This window comes from Pectinatus frisingensis (assembly GCF_015732285.1).
Lineage (GTDB): Bacteria > Bacillota > Negativicutes > Selenomonadales > Selenomonadaceae > Pectinatus > Pectinatus frisingensis.
On record NZ_WIQU01000059.1, the window covers coordinates 1 to 18,793 of the forward strand.

21 protein-coding genes are annotated in these 18,793 nt (G+C 35.7%); 17 read left to right on the plus strand and 4 right to left on the minus strand.

Features of this window, described 5'->3' with window-relative positions:
* Positions 1-235: 235 nt before the first annotated feature.
* The 3 genes from I6751_RS10865 (at position 236) to I6751_RS10875 (ending at position 2,888) form a co-directional block, all read left to right on the plus strand.
* Entirely contained in the window at positions 236-853 is a 618-nt protein-coding gene (locus I6751_RS10865) for a GTP pyrophosphokinase (RefSeq protein ID WP_196591956.1), read from the plus strand.
* Between the two features lie 18 nt (positions 854-871).
* On the plus strand, positions 872-1,540 hold the full coding sequence (locus I6751_RS10870; protein WP_196591957.1) for a response regulator transcription factor: 669 nt from the start codon (positions 872-874) through the stop codon (positions 1,538-1,540).
* 79 nt (positions 1,541-1,619) lie between these two features.
* Positions 1,620-2,888 carry a sensor histidine kinase gene (locus tag I6751_RS10875; protein ID WP_196591958.1) on the plus strand — a complete coding sequence of 423 codons (1,269 nt, stop codon included), beginning with the start codon at positions 1,620-1,622 and terminating at the stop codon, positions 2,886-2,888.
* Between the two features lie 28 nt (positions 2,889-2,916).
* On the opposite strand, the gene I6751_RS10880 is transcribed toward I6751_RS10875, so the two are convergent.
* Complete coding sequence (locus I6751_RS10880; protein ID WP_196591959.1) at positions 2,917-3,294, minus strand: VOC family protein; 378 nt, start codon at positions 3,292-3,294, stop codon at positions 2,917-2,919.
* A gap of 369 nt (positions 3,295-3,663) precedes the next feature.
* On the opposite strand from I6751_RS10880, the gene I6751_RS10885 reads away from it, so the two are divergent.
* From I6751_RS10885 to I6751_RS14015, 7 genes are all read left to right on the plus strand, one after another.
* On the plus strand, positions 3,664-4,482 hold the full coding sequence (locus tag I6751_RS10885; protein ID WP_196591960.1) for a class I fructose-bisphosphate aldolase: 819 nt from the start codon (positions 3,664-3,666) through the stop codon (positions 4,480-4,482).
* Between the two features lie 151 nt (positions 4,483-4,633).
* The gene (locus I6751_RS10890; protein WP_196591961.1) at positions 4,634-5,182 is read left to right on the plus strand and encodes a glycerol-3-phosphate responsive antiterminator; all 549 of its coding nucleotides are present in this window, start codon (positions 4,634-4,636) and stop codon (positions 5,180-5,182) included.
* Between the two features lie 15 nt (positions 5,183-5,197).
* Positions 5,198-6,775, plus strand: a complete 1,578-nt coding sequence (locus I6751_RS10895; protein ID WP_196591962.1) for an FGGY-family carbohydrate kinase — start codon at positions 5,198-5,200, stop codon at positions 6,773-6,775.
* A gap of 21 nt (positions 6,776-6,796) precedes the next feature.
* Positions 6,797-7,558, plus strand: a complete 762-nt coding sequence (locus I6751_RS10900; RefSeq protein ID WP_196591963.1) for an SDR family NAD(P)-dependent oxidoreductase — start codon at positions 6,797-6,799, stop codon at positions 7,556-7,558.
* A 37-nt stretch (positions 7,559-7,595) separates the two neighbouring features.
* A complete protein-coding gene (locus I6751_RS10905) occupies positions 7,596-8,597 on the plus strand; it encodes a 2-hydroxyacid dehydrogenase (protein WP_196591964.1) in 1,002 nt (333 codons plus the stop codon).
* A 176-nt stretch (positions 8,598-8,773) separates the two neighbouring features.
* The gene (locus I6751_RS10910; protein WP_196591965.1) at positions 8,774-10,045 is read left to right on the plus strand and encodes a PTS transporter subunit IIC; all 1,272 of its coding nucleotides are present in this window, start codon (positions 8,774-8,776) and stop codon (positions 10,043-10,045) included.
* A 417-nt stretch (positions 10,046-10,462) separates the two neighbouring features.
* On the plus strand, positions 10,463-10,597 hold the full coding sequence (locus I6751_RS14015; RefSeq protein ID WP_269140849.1) for a hypothetical protein: 135 nt from the start codon (positions 10,463-10,465) through the stop codon (positions 10,595-10,597).
* Positions 10,598-11,132: 535 nt separating this feature from the next.
* Here I6751_RS14015 and I6751_RS10915 read toward each other — a convergent pair.
* The 3 genes from I6751_RS10915 to I6751_RS10925 all read right to left on the minus strand — a co-directional run bounded on the left by I6751_RS10915 (position 11,133) and on the right by I6751_RS10925 (position 12,601).
* Positions 11,133-11,627, minus strand: coding sequence for an integrase core domain-containing protein (locus tag I6751_RS10915; RefSeq protein ID WP_196591966.1), 495 nt, complete (start codon positions 11,625-11,627; stop codon positions 11,133-11,135).
* Positions 11,624-11,866 (minus strand): DDE-type integrase/transposase/recombinase, encoded by a 243-nt coding sequence (locus I6751_RS10920; RefSeq protein WP_196599097.1) that lies wholly within the window; start codon positions 11,864-11,866, stop codon positions 11,624-11,626. The genes I6751_RS10915 and I6751_RS10920 overlap by 4 nt, the downstream gene beginning before the upstream one ends.
* Positions 11,867-12,412: 546 nt before the next feature.
* Positions 12,413-12,601 carry a hypothetical protein gene (locus I6751_RS10925; RefSeq protein ID WP_196591968.1) on the minus strand — a complete coding sequence of 63 codons (189 nt, stop codon included), beginning with the start codon at positions 12,599-12,601 and terminating at the stop codon, positions 12,413-12,415.
* 172 nt (positions 12,602-12,773) lie between these two features.
* Here I6751_RS10925 and I6751_RS10930 point away from each other — a divergent pair, with 172 nt between their 5' ends.
* From I6751_RS10930 to I6751_RS10960, 7 genes are all read left to right on the plus strand, one after another.
* Positions 12,774-13,187, plus strand: coding sequence for a PTS sugar transporter subunit IIA (locus I6751_RS10930; RefSeq protein ID WP_196591969.1), 414 nt, complete (start codon positions 12,774-12,776; stop codon positions 13,185-13,187).
* Positions 13,187-13,660, plus strand: a complete 474-nt coding sequence (locus I6751_RS10935) for a mannose/fructose/sorbose PTS transporter subunit IIB (protein WP_196591970.1) — start codon at positions 13,187-13,189, stop codon at positions 13,658-13,660. The genes I6751_RS10930 and I6751_RS10935 overlap by 1 nt, the downstream gene beginning before the upstream one ends.
* A 55-nt stretch (positions 13,661-13,715) precedes the next feature.
* Positions 13,716-14,519 (plus strand): PTS mannose/fructose/sorbose transporter subunit IIC, encoded by an 804-nt coding sequence (locus I6751_RS10940; RefSeq protein WP_196591971.1) that lies wholly within the window; start codon positions 13,716-13,718, stop codon positions 14,517-14,519.
* A 15-nt stretch (positions 14,520-14,534) separates the two neighbouring features.
* Positions 14,535-15,365 carry a PTS system mannose/fructose/sorbose family transporter subunit IID gene (locus I6751_RS10945; RefSeq protein ID WP_196591972.1) on the plus strand — a complete coding sequence of 277 codons (831 nt, stop codon included), beginning with the start codon at positions 14,535-14,537 and terminating at the stop codon, positions 15,363-15,365.
* A gap of 80 nt (positions 15,366-15,445) precedes the next feature.
* The gene (locus tag I6751_RS10950; protein WP_231037979.1) at positions 15,446-16,705 is read left to right on the plus strand and encodes a zinc-binding dehydrogenase; all 1,260 of its coding nucleotides are present in this window, start codon (positions 15,446-15,448) and stop codon (positions 16,703-16,705) included.
* A 47-nt stretch (positions 16,706-16,752) separates the two neighbouring features.
* A complete protein-coding gene (locus tag I6751_RS10955; protein ID WP_196591973.1) occupies positions 16,753-17,613 on the plus strand; it encodes a MurR/RpiR family transcriptional regulator in 861 nt (286 codons plus the stop codon).
* 15 nt (positions 17,614-17,628) lie between these two features.
* Positions 17,629-18,453 carry an SDR family oxidoreductase gene (locus tag I6751_RS10960; RefSeq protein WP_196591974.1) on the plus strand — a complete coding sequence of 275 codons (825 nt, stop codon included), beginning with the start codon at positions 17,629-17,631 and terminating at the stop codon, positions 18,451-18,453.
* The last annotated feature ends 340 nt before the right edge of the window (positions 18,454-18,793 follow it).

Sequence of the window (18,793 nt, forward strand, 5' to 3'; positions counted from 1 at the left end):
AATTGCCTGTTAAGGAGGGCTTAAAGATATGTGGTTTATAAAAATTCTTAAAGATTATTTTGTTTTTATAAATCTGATGGCAATGTTTCATATGGCAGAGGGTTTAGTTATAAGCGTGACGAATATTTTTTATAGGTAAGAATGTTGACAATTAAAAAAAGTAATGACATAATCAGCACTATGTAATTTGACTGCAAATTTGAATGAATTGCATTGTGGTTGAGGTGAAGTGTGAATGACAGATGATATATACGGAAAGTATAGACCAGCTTTAAAAGCAGTTTTGGCAGATATTGCTGCCCGTATTGAAGCGTATAATGAACAGGAAAAAGCTAAAAATGGTGAAATGGCGTATGAGCATTTAATATATCGTATCAAATCGTCTGACAGCATGGCAGAGAAATGTCGTCGCAAGGGATTGCCCGAGACATCTCAGTCAGCTCTTTTGAATATAAAGGATGCAATTGGTATTCGCATTGTCTGCCGGTTTGTTGACGATATTTATTTGAATGTCAGGTATATTAAGGCAATGGCGGGATGCCGTATAGTACAGGAAAAAGATTATATCAAGCATGTCAAACCGAATGGGTATCGCAGCTACCATATGATCCTTGAATTTACGGAGCCTTACGAAGATCCAGCTGGAGCAAATCCCGGACATTTTTTTGCGGAAATACAGATAAGGACTATTGCCATGGATTCATGGGCTAGTTTGGAACATCAGATGAAATATAAGCATGATGTTAAAAATACTGATATTATAGAAAGAGAATTGAAGCGCTGTGCTGATGAGTTAGCTGCATGTGATGTATCAATGCAGACGATACGGAATTTGATTTGTAGTGAACAATGATTGCGAGGGATAAATTAAGTGAAGATATTACTGGCAGAGGATGAGCGAGATATGTCAGCTGCAGTGACGGCCATACTGGAACATTCCGGTTATGAGGTAGATGCTGTATATAATGGATTGGCAGCGGTAGAAAAAGCACGGGAAAGTACATATGACTGCATGATTTTTGATATTATGATGCCTAAGCTGGATGGCATTGGGGCGCTGAAACAGTTGCGTGACAGCGGTGACGTGACACCGGTAATAATGCTGACTGCCAAGGCTGAAATAGATGATCGGATCACCGGACTTGATGCCGGCGCAGATGATTATCTGACAAAACCGTTTGCCATGAGAGAACTGTTGGCGCGTATCCGGTCTATGACAAGGCGCACCGTTTCTTACACACCGACAAAACTTTCTGTCGGTGCAGTCGATTTGGATGTTGAAGAGCAGCAGCTATCCTGTAAAAATTCTATTAGTTTATCCAGTAAAGAAACAAAGCTTATGAAGTTTTTTATGCTCAATGTTGGAAAAGCATTGTCAACAAGTATGATTTTCTCTCATGTCTGGAAGAATGAGGCAGATGTGGACGAGTCGGTTGTCTGGATTTATGTGTCTTATTTGCGGAAAAAACTAGAAGCTGTTAATGCTGATATTAGGATTGAAGGGAATAAGGGAGAAGATTTTTTACTGGTGGAAAGGTGAAAAGCGGGTTGAGAGGTATTTGGGGAAAAATATAGTTGCAATTGCTATGTTTTATGTATAAGGCAGGTGGTATAAAATCATGAACATTATAAAAAGACTGCGGCGAAAATTTATATTAATGGCAACGATAGCAGTTATTATTGTTGTTGTTGGGGTGCTGGGTCTGATTAATACGATTGCGTATATGCGGATGAATGGGCAGGTCGAGTCGGTCCTTTCATATATTTCACAAAATGGCGGTGATGTGCCGCCAAATAAAATGGTACCGGGCGGCGGTTGGTTCGGTGATAGAAATTGGTCTGATGATACACCGGATTTTTCGTATCAGGTCCGTTTTTTCAGCGTTGTCATGGGTCCTGATGGATATGTCAAGATGATTAATACCCAAAATACTGTAGCATTTACAAAGAATGAAGCGATCCAATATGCACAGGCCATTGTGCAGGCAGGAAAGACTGAGGGAATTTTTAAAAAAGACAGAGCCAGTTATGCTTATATGCTGACGAAAGATTTTAATGGTGATTTTCTTATTGTCATTATGGATTGTACGCATGATGTAGATGCTGTTGAGTCATTTATGCGCTATTCGCTCAAGGTAGGTCTCGTTTGTATTATACTGTATGTTATTATTTTAGCTGCTTTATGTAATATGGCTATTAAGCCTTTTATCCGTAACATGGAAAATCAGAAACGGTTCATTACCAATGCCGGGCATGAACTTAAAACACCTATTGCTATTATTTCAACTAATACTGAAGCTATAGAAATGATCAGTGGGAAAAGCCAGTGGACAGAAAGTATTTTGAAACAAGTTCAAAGATTATCCAATTTGATAAATGATCTTATTATGCTGGCTAAAAGGGGAGAAGGCTCCCACGCTGATCTTGCTATTGAAAAAATTGACTTATCGGAAACGGTAACTGGCATAGCTGGGGCATTTCGACAAATGGCGCAGGATCAAGGGAAAAAGCTTCTTTGCCATATTGCCCCGCAGGTATATATCAAATCTGATGCAAAGTGTGTGTATGAACTTATAAATATTCTTGTTGATAATGCTGTTAAATACTGCGACGATGGCGGCAGTATTGAAATATCTCTTATAAAAAGTAAGAAAAAAATGGCAGATATTATTATTTCCAATACATATGCTGATGGTGCTAACATCGATTATTCCCGTTTTTTTGAACGATTTTATCGTGGTGATATATCCCATAACAGTAAAAGAAGCGGATATGGCATAGGTCTGTCCATAGCAGAGGAACTGACACAGCTTCTCAAGGGGAAAATTAATGTATCTTATGCAAATGGTAGAATCGCTTTTGCAGTGCGGCTTAATACCAATAATTAAGATTGGAAATATCTATTTATATAGAAGCTTAGAATTTATGTTTAGCGCAAAGGCAAAAAGGGTGTCCGGAAGGGTCGAAGAATGTAATGAATTGACTGCCACCAAATTGATTTTTTGCCTTGACTGCACCATATAGTTCTGCATTGTGTACGGCAACTGCCAAATCATTTACCTCAAAGTTGAGGTGCATTTGTTTTTGTTGTCTGCCTTTTTCTTCCGGCCATATTGGTGGTATGTAGTTATTGTCTTCGACGAATAAAAGCGTCAGGCCGTTTTTGCTGCTTACTGCGGGGTGCCCAAACATTTGATGTTTTTTCCAGCCAAGCAGTTTGTGGTAAAAGTTACTTAAACGTTCTTCATTATCACAGTCCAGCATTAAATCACCCAGTTCAATTTCTTCAGACATAGTTTGTGTCTCCTTTGGTAAAGTTTATTTGTTACCTGAATATTTAATATAGGGCTGTTGCACGATTAGTATTGCTTTTATAAGAATGGTAATGTGCGGCAGCCATTTTTATCTATAATATCCCTAATGAATATTTTTAGCAAATTATGAATTTTTTGTTTTTACCATATATGCTGGAAATTTGTCAATAAAACTAAAATTCTGTATTGACAATAATTTTGCTAAGAGTTAGAATAAGAGTGTAAAAATTAAAGATGATTTTGTGAACAAGAAATACAGAGCGTTCATTTAGATTAATAAGAGCTGGCAGCTTTTATTAATTTACTTGAGCGCTCTATTTTTTTGTAATATTTTAAGGAGGAAGTTTATATGGATAAGGCAAAACGAATGAATCGAATTTTCGGGAAAGATGGAAAAACTATTATTGTGGCACTTGATGGTTTTGGTTTTAGTGCTCACACAGAAGGTGTTGATTTTTCGGTCAAAAATGTAAAAAATCTTTTAAAGTATGGATTGAATTGTGCTTTAGTCACTTATGGACAGGCACAAATGTTTGCAGAAGATTTATTGGATGTGCCTATTGTTTTACGGGTAGATGGATCGGTGGATGTATTTAATAATAATGTACCGGACACGGCACAATTCTTTGATGTAACTGATGCTTTGAAATTGGGTGCAGATGGTGTTGTGTGTATGACATTTCCGGGGGGAGATAAAAGCAGAGAAGAATTTTCACATAAAATGCTTTCGTCACTGGCAAAGCAGGGAACAGAATGGAATGTTCCGGTGTTGGCGGAAACACTGCCTTGTTCCTATCCAGTCATTGATAAATATCCTAATTCAGGAAATCCGGAATATATAAAGACTGCGGCCAGATTGGGCTCAGAGTATGGAGCAGATATCATAAAGACACGATTTACCGGTAATATTGCAATCGATAAAAAAATCGTCGAAAATGCGGTAAAACCTACAGTCGCTCTTGGTGGTCCGAAAACCGATAATAAAACTTATTTTGAATATGTTCACAATCTAATGCAGGCAGGAGTGAAGGGTATTGCTTGTGGACGAAATATTACACAAGATCCTAACCCGGTTGGAAAGGTAGCTGCTTTGTCAGCTTTAATTCATGATAATAAAAATGTTGAAGAGGCTCTTCAAATTTATGAAAATGTAAAATCAGAGTATTGATAAAAAATGAATTAAATATTTGATATTAAATGTTTAACAGAATAATTGCATTTTTGCGATTAAATGCTTAACTATACAATCTCTTAGCATGGTCAATGCAATAATTTTTTACTTTGATTAGAAAAATACTAAATTATGTGGAGAAATTATTATGCAATTTAAAAATATTGTAATACCTTCGGTCAGAGAGATGAAATATCTGTCTTTATCATGTAAGGCTAAATCACCAATTATATTATTGAGCAATACCGATATAGGAAATCTGATGTTACAAGTAGACTATGTGCATAAACATGGTAAACAGGCATTTGCGCATCTGGAATTGATCGGGGGATTTGCACCTGATATTGCAGGTATGAAATTACTTAAGAATATGTATCATTTAGATGGTGTTTTTACAACGAATATCCAAGCAGGAAATATGGCTAAAAATTTAGGATTGATAGTAGTCTATCGTTTCTTTTTGATTGATAGCAGATCGCTTAAAAGGACTTCTGAAATATTAAGAAAAAATAAATTTGATGCTATAGAAACACTGCCGGCATATTGTGCTATGCAGGAATTTGCTGATTTGCAACAGTTAGGAAGTGGAATCCCTTTTATTGCCGGAGGATTTGTCAGGGATTCAAAAATGGTGGCAAAGATTTTTGCAGCAGGCATGTGTGGAATTACCACAAGCAAAACAGAGTTATGGGATTAGAAGGGAGATTTAAAGATGTCGAAATATTTGATGGGCATTGATAATGGAGGAACTTCGAGCAAGGCTGCTATTTATGATTTAAAAGGACGGGAAGTTGCACAGTGCACCACTTATACAAATATGCTGACTCCTTATGAATATTGGACAGAAAGAGATATGGACGAATTGAAACGTGTTAATTTTGAAGCAATAAGGGGAGCTATAGAGAAGTCCAGAATTAATTCTAAGGATGTTATCGGGATATCTGCAACTGGACATGGGAATGGACTATATCTTATAGGCAAAGATGGGAATTATGTCAGAAATGGGATTATATCAACAGATAATAGAGCCCACAGAATCGTTGAGAAATGGTTGTCGGATGAAAATTATGAAAATGTTGTACGACCGCGCACGTATGCAACGATCTGGAGTTCGCAGCCACCGGCGTTGTTAAAATGGCTGGATATAAATGAACCTGAGGTTTATGACAAGGTTGAATATGTGTTCATGATAACAGACTTGGTTAGGTACTGGCTAACAGGTAAGGCGGGATTTGAGGTTTCAAATGCTAGTGGGACGTCTTTATTTAATCAAGATACGGAAAATTATGATGAAGCCGTATTCGAATATTTTGGTATAGAAAAATGGTTGAAAAAAATGCCACCGTTAGTTGGTTCATCTGAAAAAGCCGGAGAAATTACTGAAGAAGCGAGTAAAAAGACGGGGTTGGTCAGAGGAACTCCGGTAGCGGGTGGACTGATTGATATAACAGCGAGCGCTCTTTCCACGGGATTGGTGAAACATAATCAATTATCGATTGTGACTGGCACATGGAGTATAAATCAATATATTGATAATAAAATAACAGTAGTAAAAGATTTATTTATGACCTCGGATTATCCTCTTGCGGGAGAACATTTATTAACAGAGGCATCACCAACAAGTGGTTCAAATCTTACATGGTTTATTGATACATTTTTAAAGGCTCATTCAAAATTATTGAAAATTGTTGATGATGAAAGCAGTGTTTACGATTATTGTTCAAGGCTGGTAGAGTCTGTTAAGCCATGGGAAAGTAAGCTTATTTTTTATCCGTTCATTTTTGGTTCAAATGCGGGAGTTGCCAATTCTTCAGCAGGTTTTATAGGAGCAACTAAAGAAACATCGTTGGCTGAATTTGTTGCTGCAATTTACGAAGGAGTATGTTTTGCCCATAAATCGCATGTTGAAAAACTTATGAATATTAATGAACATATTTTGGATGCACCAATTAGAATCGCCGGAGGAATAACTAATTCAGAAACATGGCTGCAAATGTTTGCCAATGTATTCCAAAGGACATTGCAATTAGTAAATGTTAAGGAAAATGGCGCTTTAGGAACATCAATGGCAGCCGGTGTTATGGCGGGAGTTTTTCCTGATTTTCACGCAGCTGCTGAAAATATGGTAAATATTTCTAAGGTAATAAAACCTGATCCAACTATGGCCGGAGTATATAAACAAAAATATGAATTATATAAAAAATCTGTAATCAGTCAAGCTGATGTCTGGGCAAATATTGAAAATACTGTTTTATTAAAACCAAAAGCTAAAGAATTGGTATGTAATTGAAAATTGAAAGGATTGAGCATCATGGAATTGGGGTTAAAAGGTAAAAAAGCACTTGTTACCGGTGGAGCGACGGGATTGGGAAAGCAGTTCGTACTGGAATTGGCAAAAGAGGGTGTGACTGTCGGATTCAGCTACTACAGTGAAAAAGAAAATCCAGGTGAAGTAGAAAAGATAACAGCCACTCAGATAGGGGTGAAGGCCTACGGTTTTAAAACGGATTTATCGAAAGTTGAACAGGCAAAACTGTTATTCGATGAAGTTCATAAAAAATTTGGACAAATTGATATTTTGATTAATAATGCCGGAGTATGGCTGACCGGACTGGTTACTGAAATAAAATCTGAAGACTGGGATTTGCAGTTGGAAACAAATTTAAGGGCACCGTTTCTTTTATGTCAGAAATTTGCCCAATATGCAAATAGAGAAGGTCATGGCGGACATGTTTTAAACATAACCAGTCAGGCAGCTTATTACGGTTCTACAACAGGACATTCACACTATGCTGCTTCAAAAGCGGGATTGATTGCCTTTAATGCTTCTTTTGCCAGAGAACAGGCGAAGAAGGGAATAAACAGTAATAACATCGCCATCGGAATTATGCACACGAGGATGATTCAGGCAAATCTTGATAAGGATCCCAATTATTATGTAAATAGAATTCCAATGGGGCGGGTAGTGGAACCCGAAGAAATAGCGAAAATGGGTACTTTATTTGTTTCCGATGTATATAGTTATATGACGGGGGCAACTGTGGATGTCACCGGTGGTATGCTGATGCACTGAGATAATACAAATTTAAATATAAGGGATGAGATTGATTATGAAAATATTGGCATTTGGTGATAATTTGATCACACCGGAAATGTTAAAAAATGGATTAAAAGCTTTTGAAGATAACGGTGATACAGTTGAAATTCGCGATTGGAGCCATAAATCAGTTGAAGCGCTGCAAAATGATAATATCAAAGTTGAGCAGCATGGGGCTAATGCTGTCGAAGTGAATGATCATGAATTATTGAAAAATATCGATACATTTGATTTAATCATCACACAGTTTACGCCGATTGGCAAAAATATAATTGATAAAGCTGCAAAGCTAAGATATATAGGAGTCTTAAGAGGCGGTATAGAAAATGTGGATGAAGAATATGCCAATAGTAAAGGAATAAAAGTTTTAAATACCGCAGGACGAAATGCCAGAGCTGTGGCGGAGTTCACTGTTGGCATGATTTTGTCGGAAACCAGAAATATTGCCCGGACTAATGCACAAATGCATAGGGATATTTGGTTTAAGGATTTTCCTAATAAGGATAATATTCCTGAACTGGGCGGAAAAACCATTGGAATTATTGGTTTTGGACATATAGGACAACTCGTAGCCAAATTTTTGGATGGATTTGGTGCCAAGATAATTTATTATGATCCATATGTTAGCGATGCTAAAGGGGCAAAAAAATATAACAATATTGAAGAACTTGTGCAGGAAGCCGATATAGTTACAATTCATATGCGGGCTACTGAGGAAACACATCATATTATCAATCAGCACATTTTTGAGTTGATGGATGAAAAAACTTATTTTATAAATACAGCGCGTTCAGCCTTAGTGGATGAGAAGGCACTGGTACGCGTCCTATCGGAAAGACGATTAGCCGGTGCGGCAATTGATACGTTTGATGATGAACCATTACCAGCAAATTCTCCATTTTTAACATTACCAAATGTGACCTTAACTTCTCATTTGGCAGGTACAACAGCAGATGCATTTAAAAATACTCCTAAATTATTTGCAGAGAGATTTTTAAAAGATAAAAATAATTAATAAATTATAAAAAAAGGGACTGTCGCACGATACATTTACATCATAGAAATGCAATATATCATTGCTAGTGATTGTTCATTTTTCTAAGGACGGACAAAAAAGTCGGATAGTGTGTGTTTATGAATGAAAATGCTTTATGTGCAGCAGTCCTGTATTATAGGAGGAGCGTGAATAATATGCCAATAATTAACATGATTGTTAATTTAGGGTCGGCAGTTATGATGCCAATAATTTTCTTTGTGGTGGGCATGATTTTCAGAATGCATCCGGCTAAGGCATTTAAGGCTGGTATGCTGGTGGGAGTTGGATTTACTGGAGTTTCCATGGTTATCACAATGATGCTGAATGCACTTGGTCCGGCATCTAAGGCTATGGTAGAAAGGCTTGGATTGCAACTTACGGTCACTGACGTAGGATGGGGAACAGCATCTACGATTAGCTGGGGTTCGCCAATCATGCTGGTTACAGTTATTGGTTTTTTGGTTATAAATGCAATATTATTGATTCCTAATATCACAAAAACAGTGGATTTGGATATATTTAATTTTTGGATATTCTTGCTTGTGGGTACAGCAATTTATGCAGGCACGGATAATTTTTGGATTTCTGTAATAGCCGTTTGGATTATTTATGCTTTAACGCTTATTGTGGCAGATATTACGCAGCCAATTATTCAGAGGCAATTTCCCAATAAAAACTTGGATGGGATTTCTTTTCCTCATTTGACTTGTTTGGCGTGGGTACCATTTGGGATAGCAGGAAACTGGATTTGCGAACATATTCCTGGATTAAATAAGATACAGTTTGATCCTGAAACTATCAACAAGCGGCTGGGTATTTTAGGTGAACCTATTAGTTTTGGTGCGATTATTGGGGCAATCATGGGAATACTCGCCGGATATGATATGCCTAAAGTTTTGACATTGGCAGTAAATATCGCTGCTGCAATGTATTTGCTGCCGGTAGTGGTTAATGTTTTAGTGTCAGGATTGGTATTGGTAAAAGAACACGTCAATAAAAAACTAAAGATTTGGTTTCCAAATAGGCAGTTCTATATTGGAATGGATACAGCGCTGCTGATCGATGATCCGGCAGTCTTATCAACAGGACTACTGCTGCTGCCGTTTGCAATAGCATTAGCTTTTGTTTTACCGGGAAATAAAGTTTTACCATTTGCTGATTTGGCTTCATTAATGTTTTTATTTGCAATAATAGCCCCTTTTTGCAAACGAAATATTTTTCGTATGTTGATTTCCGGTATTTTCATCATCATAGTGATCTTCTATGCGGGCACATCATTGGCGCCGGAATTTACAAAAGCCGCAGTGGATTCTCAAATTACTTCGGTAAAAGAATTCACATTCATTACTAATTTGGTCGGACCTGTCACAACATGGGTAGGTTGGTTGTTTATTAAAGGAAGTGAATTAATAGCAGGTTTATTTTAAATATAAAGATAACTTATATTGTGTAACATAATGCCGCTGATATTGTATAGAGTCTTATCAATACCAGCGGTATTATTATGGACATGCAAAGAAAATTTTCCCCAGAACGTAAAGAATTTCTCCAGAAATTGCTGAGTGCATATTAACCAGAAGACGCGTAGAATGCGCAGAACATGCTCAGGGATCTCTTCGGAAATACGCAATGCTGGAAGCTGAGATGGATGTGCATCTTGGTTACTCCAAGTACGATTATAAAAACAAAGATACGGATGACAACTGGAATGGTTATAGCAAAAAATCGTGACATCTACAATGGGGATCCTCTCGACATTCCTCATGATCGGAAAGGTAAGTTCAATCCATAGGCTGTGAAGAGGAATCGGACGGACGTTTCCCATATCGCGAGGACCAGCAACCGTGACTGGAATGAAATTATTTCCCGGTTTTGCATTTATTTCGCTGACCGTATCGAATCAGCTGATTTGGAATGATGGTAAAAAAGTAGCTCGGCTGTTGATTGACAACCGAGGTATTTCCAGTATTAATCCATGAGGTTTACACAAAATGTGATATACTCTCGCCGCCTTGTTGATTTTGGCATTGAATCTGAGCAAGCTTTAGTGCGCTTAAATTTTAAATTTGGTAATAAACATCGTGTAGGCATTTTTAAGGTCGTTCTAATGAATGCTTCCCCAAAAATCGTTTTTACGCAGTAGACATTATTTATGTGTATACATTGATAGTTTAAATATTAAGAAATAAATTTCTTTATATATAGTATTGACAAAACTTTTTTTCACTAATATAATATAATCATATTAAAAAAAGTTTCATACATATTATTTGAATGAAATAAAATTTTTAAGATGTTAAGCTTAATAAATTTCAGATGATAGTGTAAAATACGCTATGAAAAAATAAGACAAGTAAAAACGAACAGTTAAAAAGGAAATAATCGCATAAACCAGCAAAATAATTAGAAAAACTGTATAAAAAGGAACAGCATTCATTGGCATTGAGAATTGGAAGGGCATAGCAAAACAGTGCTATCAATATAAGACAGCACTTATAACTTAGTAATGTTTTGTTATGCCCTTCCAAGAGAATTATTTAAGCAGCGTGTTGCTGTTCCCTGTAACCGAAGAATTGTCTGCTGTCTTAAATAAATCATTATCTGCCACTTGCCAGGCATATTTTTTGTACCATCTAATTTGGTTACTTTATTCAGAACGTTGTTATATATGCTCTGATGCAGCCTCAGAAAATTGTAGTAGGCAATCCAAAGAGCTACATTACAGCTAGACCCATTGTAATTATCGTAGCCGCAGCGGACAAGGTATGATGACTTAAAAGTACGGTTTAATCGTTCAACAAGCTGCTTGAAAGGACAAAATTTCTTTGAAACATCGTCATCATTGGTTAAACCAATAACATGGGTAACAGCAAACTTAAAAGCATCACCATAGGTCATCTGAAACTGCTGGGCAGCAAAAGGATACGCGCTGGAGCCATCAACAATAAGGCGGAAACTTTCCGACAGATTTTTTAAAGAATGGAAAGCTTTGCGTAGAACCAGAATCATGAACCAGTATCACGTAAATCAGAAACGTGGTAACTGAGGATTGAACGGGAAACAGCATCCATAACAAACCACATATAATCCCTAATTCCACGAACTTTTATATAAGTTTCATCGATAATCATAGTGGCAGATGGCTGGTAGTCATAATAATCTACAAAAGGTTTAACCAGTAAAGAAGCCGTTCTGGCATAATTAGCGAACTGCTGGTGGGAAATAGAGACATTAAATAACTCATGCATAGCTTGAGCGGTTTTATGCAAGGATAAACCAAGATTCACAGCATCGTCAGGCACAGTCTCGTTATGTGTGTATCATGCTTACGAAAGTGCAGGGAAGAAGCGTTAGCCGGTAAGAAATTTAAAGCTATACGGAAGAAATTAACAACAAATGCTCGGTAAATATAATGCAGCTTGTAGCAGTTTTGCCATATGGCTGGGTTAGATGCTCATTATCTACATGCTTAAGATTTTGCAGATAATAGGAATATTTTTTGTTAACACATTTATAGATTCTAAAAAATTTACGATCTTTTTTGTGAACTAAAGTGTGATCGCAGTGTGGGCAGTACAGCGTGGGTCGTTTTTCACTTGAAGTGCAAGTTGTGCTACACACCTTGCAAAGGAATCGACCTTTTGAACTGTTGTTTTTATAAATATAATCAGATGCAGCACCACAACATGGACAGGTGCAAAAATCAGACACGCAAGTGTCAGGAGAACGGTGGCTGATTGATTTTACAGCCTTACCATAACGCTGGTGGTAATATTTTGCAGCAGAGCAAAATCTTATCCATTGCGATGATCAATCATAATAGGAAGCCTATCTACTTTAAACTTTTGGTACTTAAAGGAATGTGAATCATCCCACGACCATTGTTTAAGAGGAATATAGTTGCAGATAAATCGTAAGAGACTGCGAATAATTTTTTGTTGGTATTGGATTATTGTTAAAAAGTGAAGTATAATAATGTGCATAGCAATGAACTCCTTTACGGATGATTGGTGTTAGCACTCTAATTATACTGCATTTTAGGAGGTCATTGTTTTTTTGTTGAAAAAAAGCTTATATCTCTTGATAATATTAAGATTTTACTTTTGTTTTTAAGGTTTTATTTTATACTACGTTTTACGATCAAGGAGAGATTATATGAAAATAATATTAGCATCGCATGGACATTTAGCTAGTGAACTTTTAAATTCTGCAGAAATGATCTGTGGAGAGCAAAAAGATATTAATATTGTAGAGTTTATTTCAGGAGAAGACTTATATATTTTAAAAAGTAAGTTTTTAGAATGTATAGACAATTCCACAGAAGTACTTATTATTACTGATGTATTTGGTGGTACCCCATATAATATTGCTGCTAGTATTGCATTGCAAAATAAAGGTTGTTTAGTTATTGCTGGTGCAAGTTTACCAATGATACTTGATGTTTTAATGTCGCGCTATGAAAAAGATATTTCTATACAAAAATTAGCAGAAAAGATTTTATCTAATAAATCAAGTTATATCCGTTCTAGCCAAGAATTATCATATTTATCAGAATTGGAGGAATTGTAATGATAATAAGACTATGTCGTATTGATGATCGTTTGATACATGGGCAGGTGGCAACTGTATGGGCTAAAGCTGCAAATGCTGAAAGAATAATAGTTTGCAGTGATGAAGTTATGAACGATACTATTCGCAAAGCACTTGTATTGCAGGTTGCTCCACCTGGCATTAAGGTTAATGTAGTTGATGTTGAAAAAGCAATTCGTGTCTACAACAATCCAAAATATAAAAATGATACAGTGTTTTTTTTATTTACCTGCCCTCAAGATGTTTTACGAATGATTGAAGGGGGTGTGCCTATAAAAAGCATTAATATTGGTGGTATGTCGTTTAAAAATGGGAAAAAACAAATTACTAAAGCAATATCAGTAGATGATTTTGATAGAGAAACATTCAAAAAACTACATCAGTTGGGTATAGAGCTTGAAATACGTCCAGTTGCAAATGATGTAAAAATAGATATAATGACAAAATTTTAAATTTTCTTTATTATTCATATTCAATATTAAATTTGAAAGAAAGAAGGTTTTATTTATGGTGCTTAGTATATTCCAAATTATTTTACTTTTTTTAGTTGCTGCTATTGCTGGAATGGGAAGTGTTTTAGATTCTTTTCAAACGCACCGACCTCTAATTGCGTGTACATTGGTGGGTTTGGTTTTAGGTGATCTTACTACAGGAATTATTTTAGGTGGAACATTAGAACTGATTGCTCTAGGCTGGATGAATATTGGTGCGGCGCAATCACCAGACTCCGCCTTGGCTAGCATTATTTCAGCTATGCTTGTTATTATTGGCAATCAATCAATTGCAACTGGTATAGCAATTGCCCTTCCTGTCGCTGCCGCAGGACAAGTTTTAACAGTTATTGCCAGAACTATTACTGTTATTTTTCAGCATGCTGCTGATAAATATGCTGAAAATGGCAATTTCCGTGCGATTGATTTTTGTCATATTAGTGCCCTAATTATACAGGCATTACGTGTGGCTATTCCAGTCTTATTAATTTCATTATTCGTAAGTCCGGCCGGTGTGCAGCAATTATTGGCATTAATTCCCGCTTTTATAACTACTGGGCTTAAAGTAGCCAGTGGATTTATTGTAGTTGTTGGGTATTCAATGGTTATAAATATGATGGGTGCTAAATATTTGCTGCCATTTTTTTTCTTGGGTTTTGTAATTGCTGGTTTCACCACTTTTAATTTAGTCGCTTTTGGTGTTTTAGGCCTTTTTTTAGCAATGATTTATGTCCAACTTAATCCTAAATTTCAAATGAATCAGACATCAATGAATACCTCTGTTGTAGCTAATAGTCTTGATGATGAATTAGATAATTGAGTGAGGAGAATTAAAATGGATATTAAAAAAAGTTTAACAAAAGGTGACTTAATTAATATGTTTATAAGAACAAATTTTCAACAAGCTTCCTTTAATTTTGAAAGAATTCATGCCCTAGGTTTTTGTTTTAATATGGTTCCTGCAATAAAAAGATTATATAGTTCGCCTGAAGATCAGGTTGCTGCTTTAAAAAGGCACTTGTCATTTTTCAATGTCACACCAGCATGCGTTGGTCCGGTACTCGGTGTTACGGCAGCTATGGAAGAAGCAAAAGCCAATGGTGCAAAAATTGAGGAAAGTGCTATCAATAGTATTAAAATTGGGATGATGGGACCGTTTTGCGGTGTTGGTGATCCAATTTTTTGGGGAACACTCAGGCCAATAACAGCTGCATTAGGTGCTTCAATTGCATTGACTGGAAGTGTTTTGGGACCGATACTTTTTTTTACCTTATTTAATTTAGCCAGGTTAGCTTCATTATGGTTAGGCTTATTTTATGGGTATAAAAAGGGATTAGATTTGGTTTTAAATGAACTAAAAGGCAATAAATTGCAGAAGATTACGGAAGGCGCTTCTATTTTGGGATTTTTTGTTATGGGAGCACTAGTCTCAAAATGGACTGTAATCAACGTTCCTGTTGTTGTTTCACAAATAACCGCATCGGATGGTTCAGTTATTACTACAACATTACAAAATATTTTTGATCAGCTTATGCCAGGCATGTTAGGATTGGGTTTAACACTCTTAGTCTGCAAATTATTAAAGATGCGTATAAGTCCTATAATGTTAATATTTATTTTATTTGCGGTTGGCATAGTAGGCTCTGCATTAGGGATACTAGCATAATTGAGATTTTTAATACAACAAATATATTATTTGCGTAGCATATTAATATATAATTTACCCTATTATAGAAGGTCATGATAATGAAAACAAAAGCAGTTAGATTGTATAGTGGAAATGATTTAAGATTGGAAGAATTTGATTTACCAACAATGAAAAATGACGAAATATTAGCGGAGGTCATCACTGACAGTCTGTGCATGTCAACGTTCAAGGCAGTTAAACAAGGTGTTCTGCATAATAAAGTACCGGATGATATTAAAAAAAATCCTATTATTATTGGACACGAATTTTGTGGAAATATTTTAGCTGTTGGTAAAAAATGGGCTGCCGAATTTCAGCCCGGTGATAAATTTGTAATTCAACCTAATATTGGTGCAAAAAATTGTTATGCACCTGGTTATTCATACCAATTAATCGGCGGTGATGCTACAAAAATTATAATCCAAAATCAAATAATGGAAAATGGCAGCCTACTTCATTATAATGGTAAAACATATTTTGAAGGATCCTTAATTGAACCATTGTCTTGCGTTATAGGTGCTTTTAATGCTAATTATCATTTGGAGAAGATGTACAGTCATAAACATGTTATGGGTATAAAGGAAAACGGCAACATGACTATATTGGGTGCAACTGGCCCAATGGGTTTTCTTGCAATTGATTTGGCACTGCATGGTCCTAAAAAGCCTAAATTATTAGTTATTACTGGAAGAACACAAGAAAAACTTGATCTAGCTGAAAAGTTATATCCTAAGGACGAAGCAAAAAAGCAAGGAGTAGACCTATACTACATCAATACAAAAGACTCAGGAAACACCAAAGAAACCATACAAAAAATAATAGGAAATTTTGTTGAGTTTAATGACGTGTTTGTGTTCGCCCCTGATGAAAAGCTAGTTCAGCAGGCTGAAACATTACTTTCTTATGATGGATGTCTAAATTTTTTTGCTGGACCGACTAACCATGCATTTAGCCCCAAAATCAATTTTTACAATGTACATTACAAAGCTACCCATATTGTTGGAACTAGCGGTGGTAATACAAATGATATGAAAGAAGCTATATCATTGATCGAGTCACAGTGTATAAATGTAGCTAAGATTGTATCTCATGTTTTAGGATTGAATGATGTTGCACAAACTACAATACACCTTTCAGAGCTAAATGGTGGTAAAAAAATAGCATATACCAATAAAAAGTTCCCTTTGACACAACTATCAGATTTTGACACTGCGAATGATAACTTTAGAAAAATTTTATCACAAATCATTAAAAAAAATAATAACTTTTGGAGCTTTGAATCTGAACAATATTTTATTGAACACGCACCTGATATATAATATAAATATAAACAAAAGTTTACTATTACAAAGGGACGTGTTGGTATATGCCGGGAGAAAAAGGTTTTAATGTAATTGATAAGATAGCTTCCTGTTACAATGATTTATTTGATGCCGAAAAAAGAGTAGCTGATTACATAATGGCACATTCAGATCAAGTTATAAATATGACTGTTGCCGAATTGGCAGATGAAAGTGAATCCAGCAAGGCAACAATTGTAAGAGTATGTAAAAAATGTGGTTGTAAGGGTTTTTATCATTTAAAAATAAAAATGGCTAAAGAAATGGTCAATCACGACAATGCTGAAGTGTCAAATACCATTGATATTAATCATTTGGAACAATCATTACGAAATATTTTGGCTAATAAGTATGAAGAATTAAAACAAACAATATTGAATATTAATATTAAAGATCTGGAATGTATTATTAATTGTATTAAAAATGCTAATCTAGTATTGTTTGCTGCACAGGGCAATACTATCCCCATCGCTTTGGATGGAGCTTATAAATTTACTGAATTAGGTATAACTTCTTTTTCCTCGACAATTTGGGAACATCAGCTGGTAATTGCACACAGATTGAAGAAAGGTGACGTAGTTATCGCAATATCAGCGTCAGGTGAATCTAAAAATCTCCTGAGCATTATTGACGTTGCTGCTAAGCAAAAAGCAACTGTTGTTGCTATAACAAATTCTGCAACCTCATCACTATCTTCAAGAGCTGATTATCATATTAATACTATTTCGCGAGAACGATTATTTTTCCCAGAGTTCAGTTTTGTGCTTACGAGACTTGCTGCTATGACTGTAATTGAAGCTTTATTTTTCTTACTGGCTAGTAGTAAAGCCGACTCACATAGTTACATTGATATACACGAAGAATCTATGGCCGATGATAAAATTTAGAAAAAGGGTGATTTTTTGACTTCATGGTTAAATTTGGAAGGGAAAACAGCCATTATAACAGGAGGAGCTTCTGGAATTGGCAAAGCTATAGCTCAAGCCTATTTAGACAATGGCGCTAACGCCATCGTTTGTGATATAAATAAAAAAGAACCTGAATTTGACATAAAAAAGAGCAGTGGTAAATTATCTTACTTTACTATAGATATTACAGATAAAAAGAGTATTGAAGATATGGTGTCAGCAACAAAAAAAACATTTGGGTCTATTAATATTTTAGTTAATAATGCTGGCATCAATATTCCTGGATTATTGATTGATTATCGTTCAGGGGGAAATTCTCCAATGTACGAAATTACTGAAAGTATATTTGACAAAATTATAAATATAAATTTAAAAGGGCTTTTTTTCTGTTCACAAATAGTTGGACGCGAGTTTGTAAAAAGTAAAAAAGGGATAATTATTAATATTTCCTCTGAAAGTGGTCTTGAGGGCTCAGAAGGACAAAGTATATATGCTGCAACTAAAAATGCTGTAAATTCTTTAACACGTTCTTGGGCAAAAGAACTAGGGCGTATGGGCGTACGCGTAATTGCCGTTGCTCCAGGCATTTTAGAAGCAACTGGTCTTAGAACACCAGAATACGAGACTGCTTTGGCGTACACTCGTGGTATTACTGTGGTACAATTACGCGATGGTTATAGACGGACATCGACAACTCCTTTGGGCAGGTGTGGCAAATTAAGTGAAGTAGCCGATTTAGTATGTTATTTGAGCAGTAACCGAGCAAGTTATATTCATGGTGTTACTTACAATATTGCTGGAGGTAAAACACGTGGTTGACATTAAATAAGTTTGGTTTTATATAGCACATATTTATCAACGTGAATTATTTAAAGTTGGACTTGAAGGGAGACTGTAATAATTATGTGTAAATAGAATAGATGAACTATTCTTCTTGGATTATTATTAGAATAAATATTAATTCAGGAGGTTTTTATTTGATAAGTAATGTTTGGTATATTACTTGTTTAATTTACAATAAGTAATTGAATATGCTTAGCAAAAACGGATTTAATATTTATGGATATTATATCTTACTTATGGTAAAGTTTTGGTGCTATCAACGTTCTTTCGCAAATTCATAAATCCCATCCATGTAAAAATCAGTCGAGAATTGTAT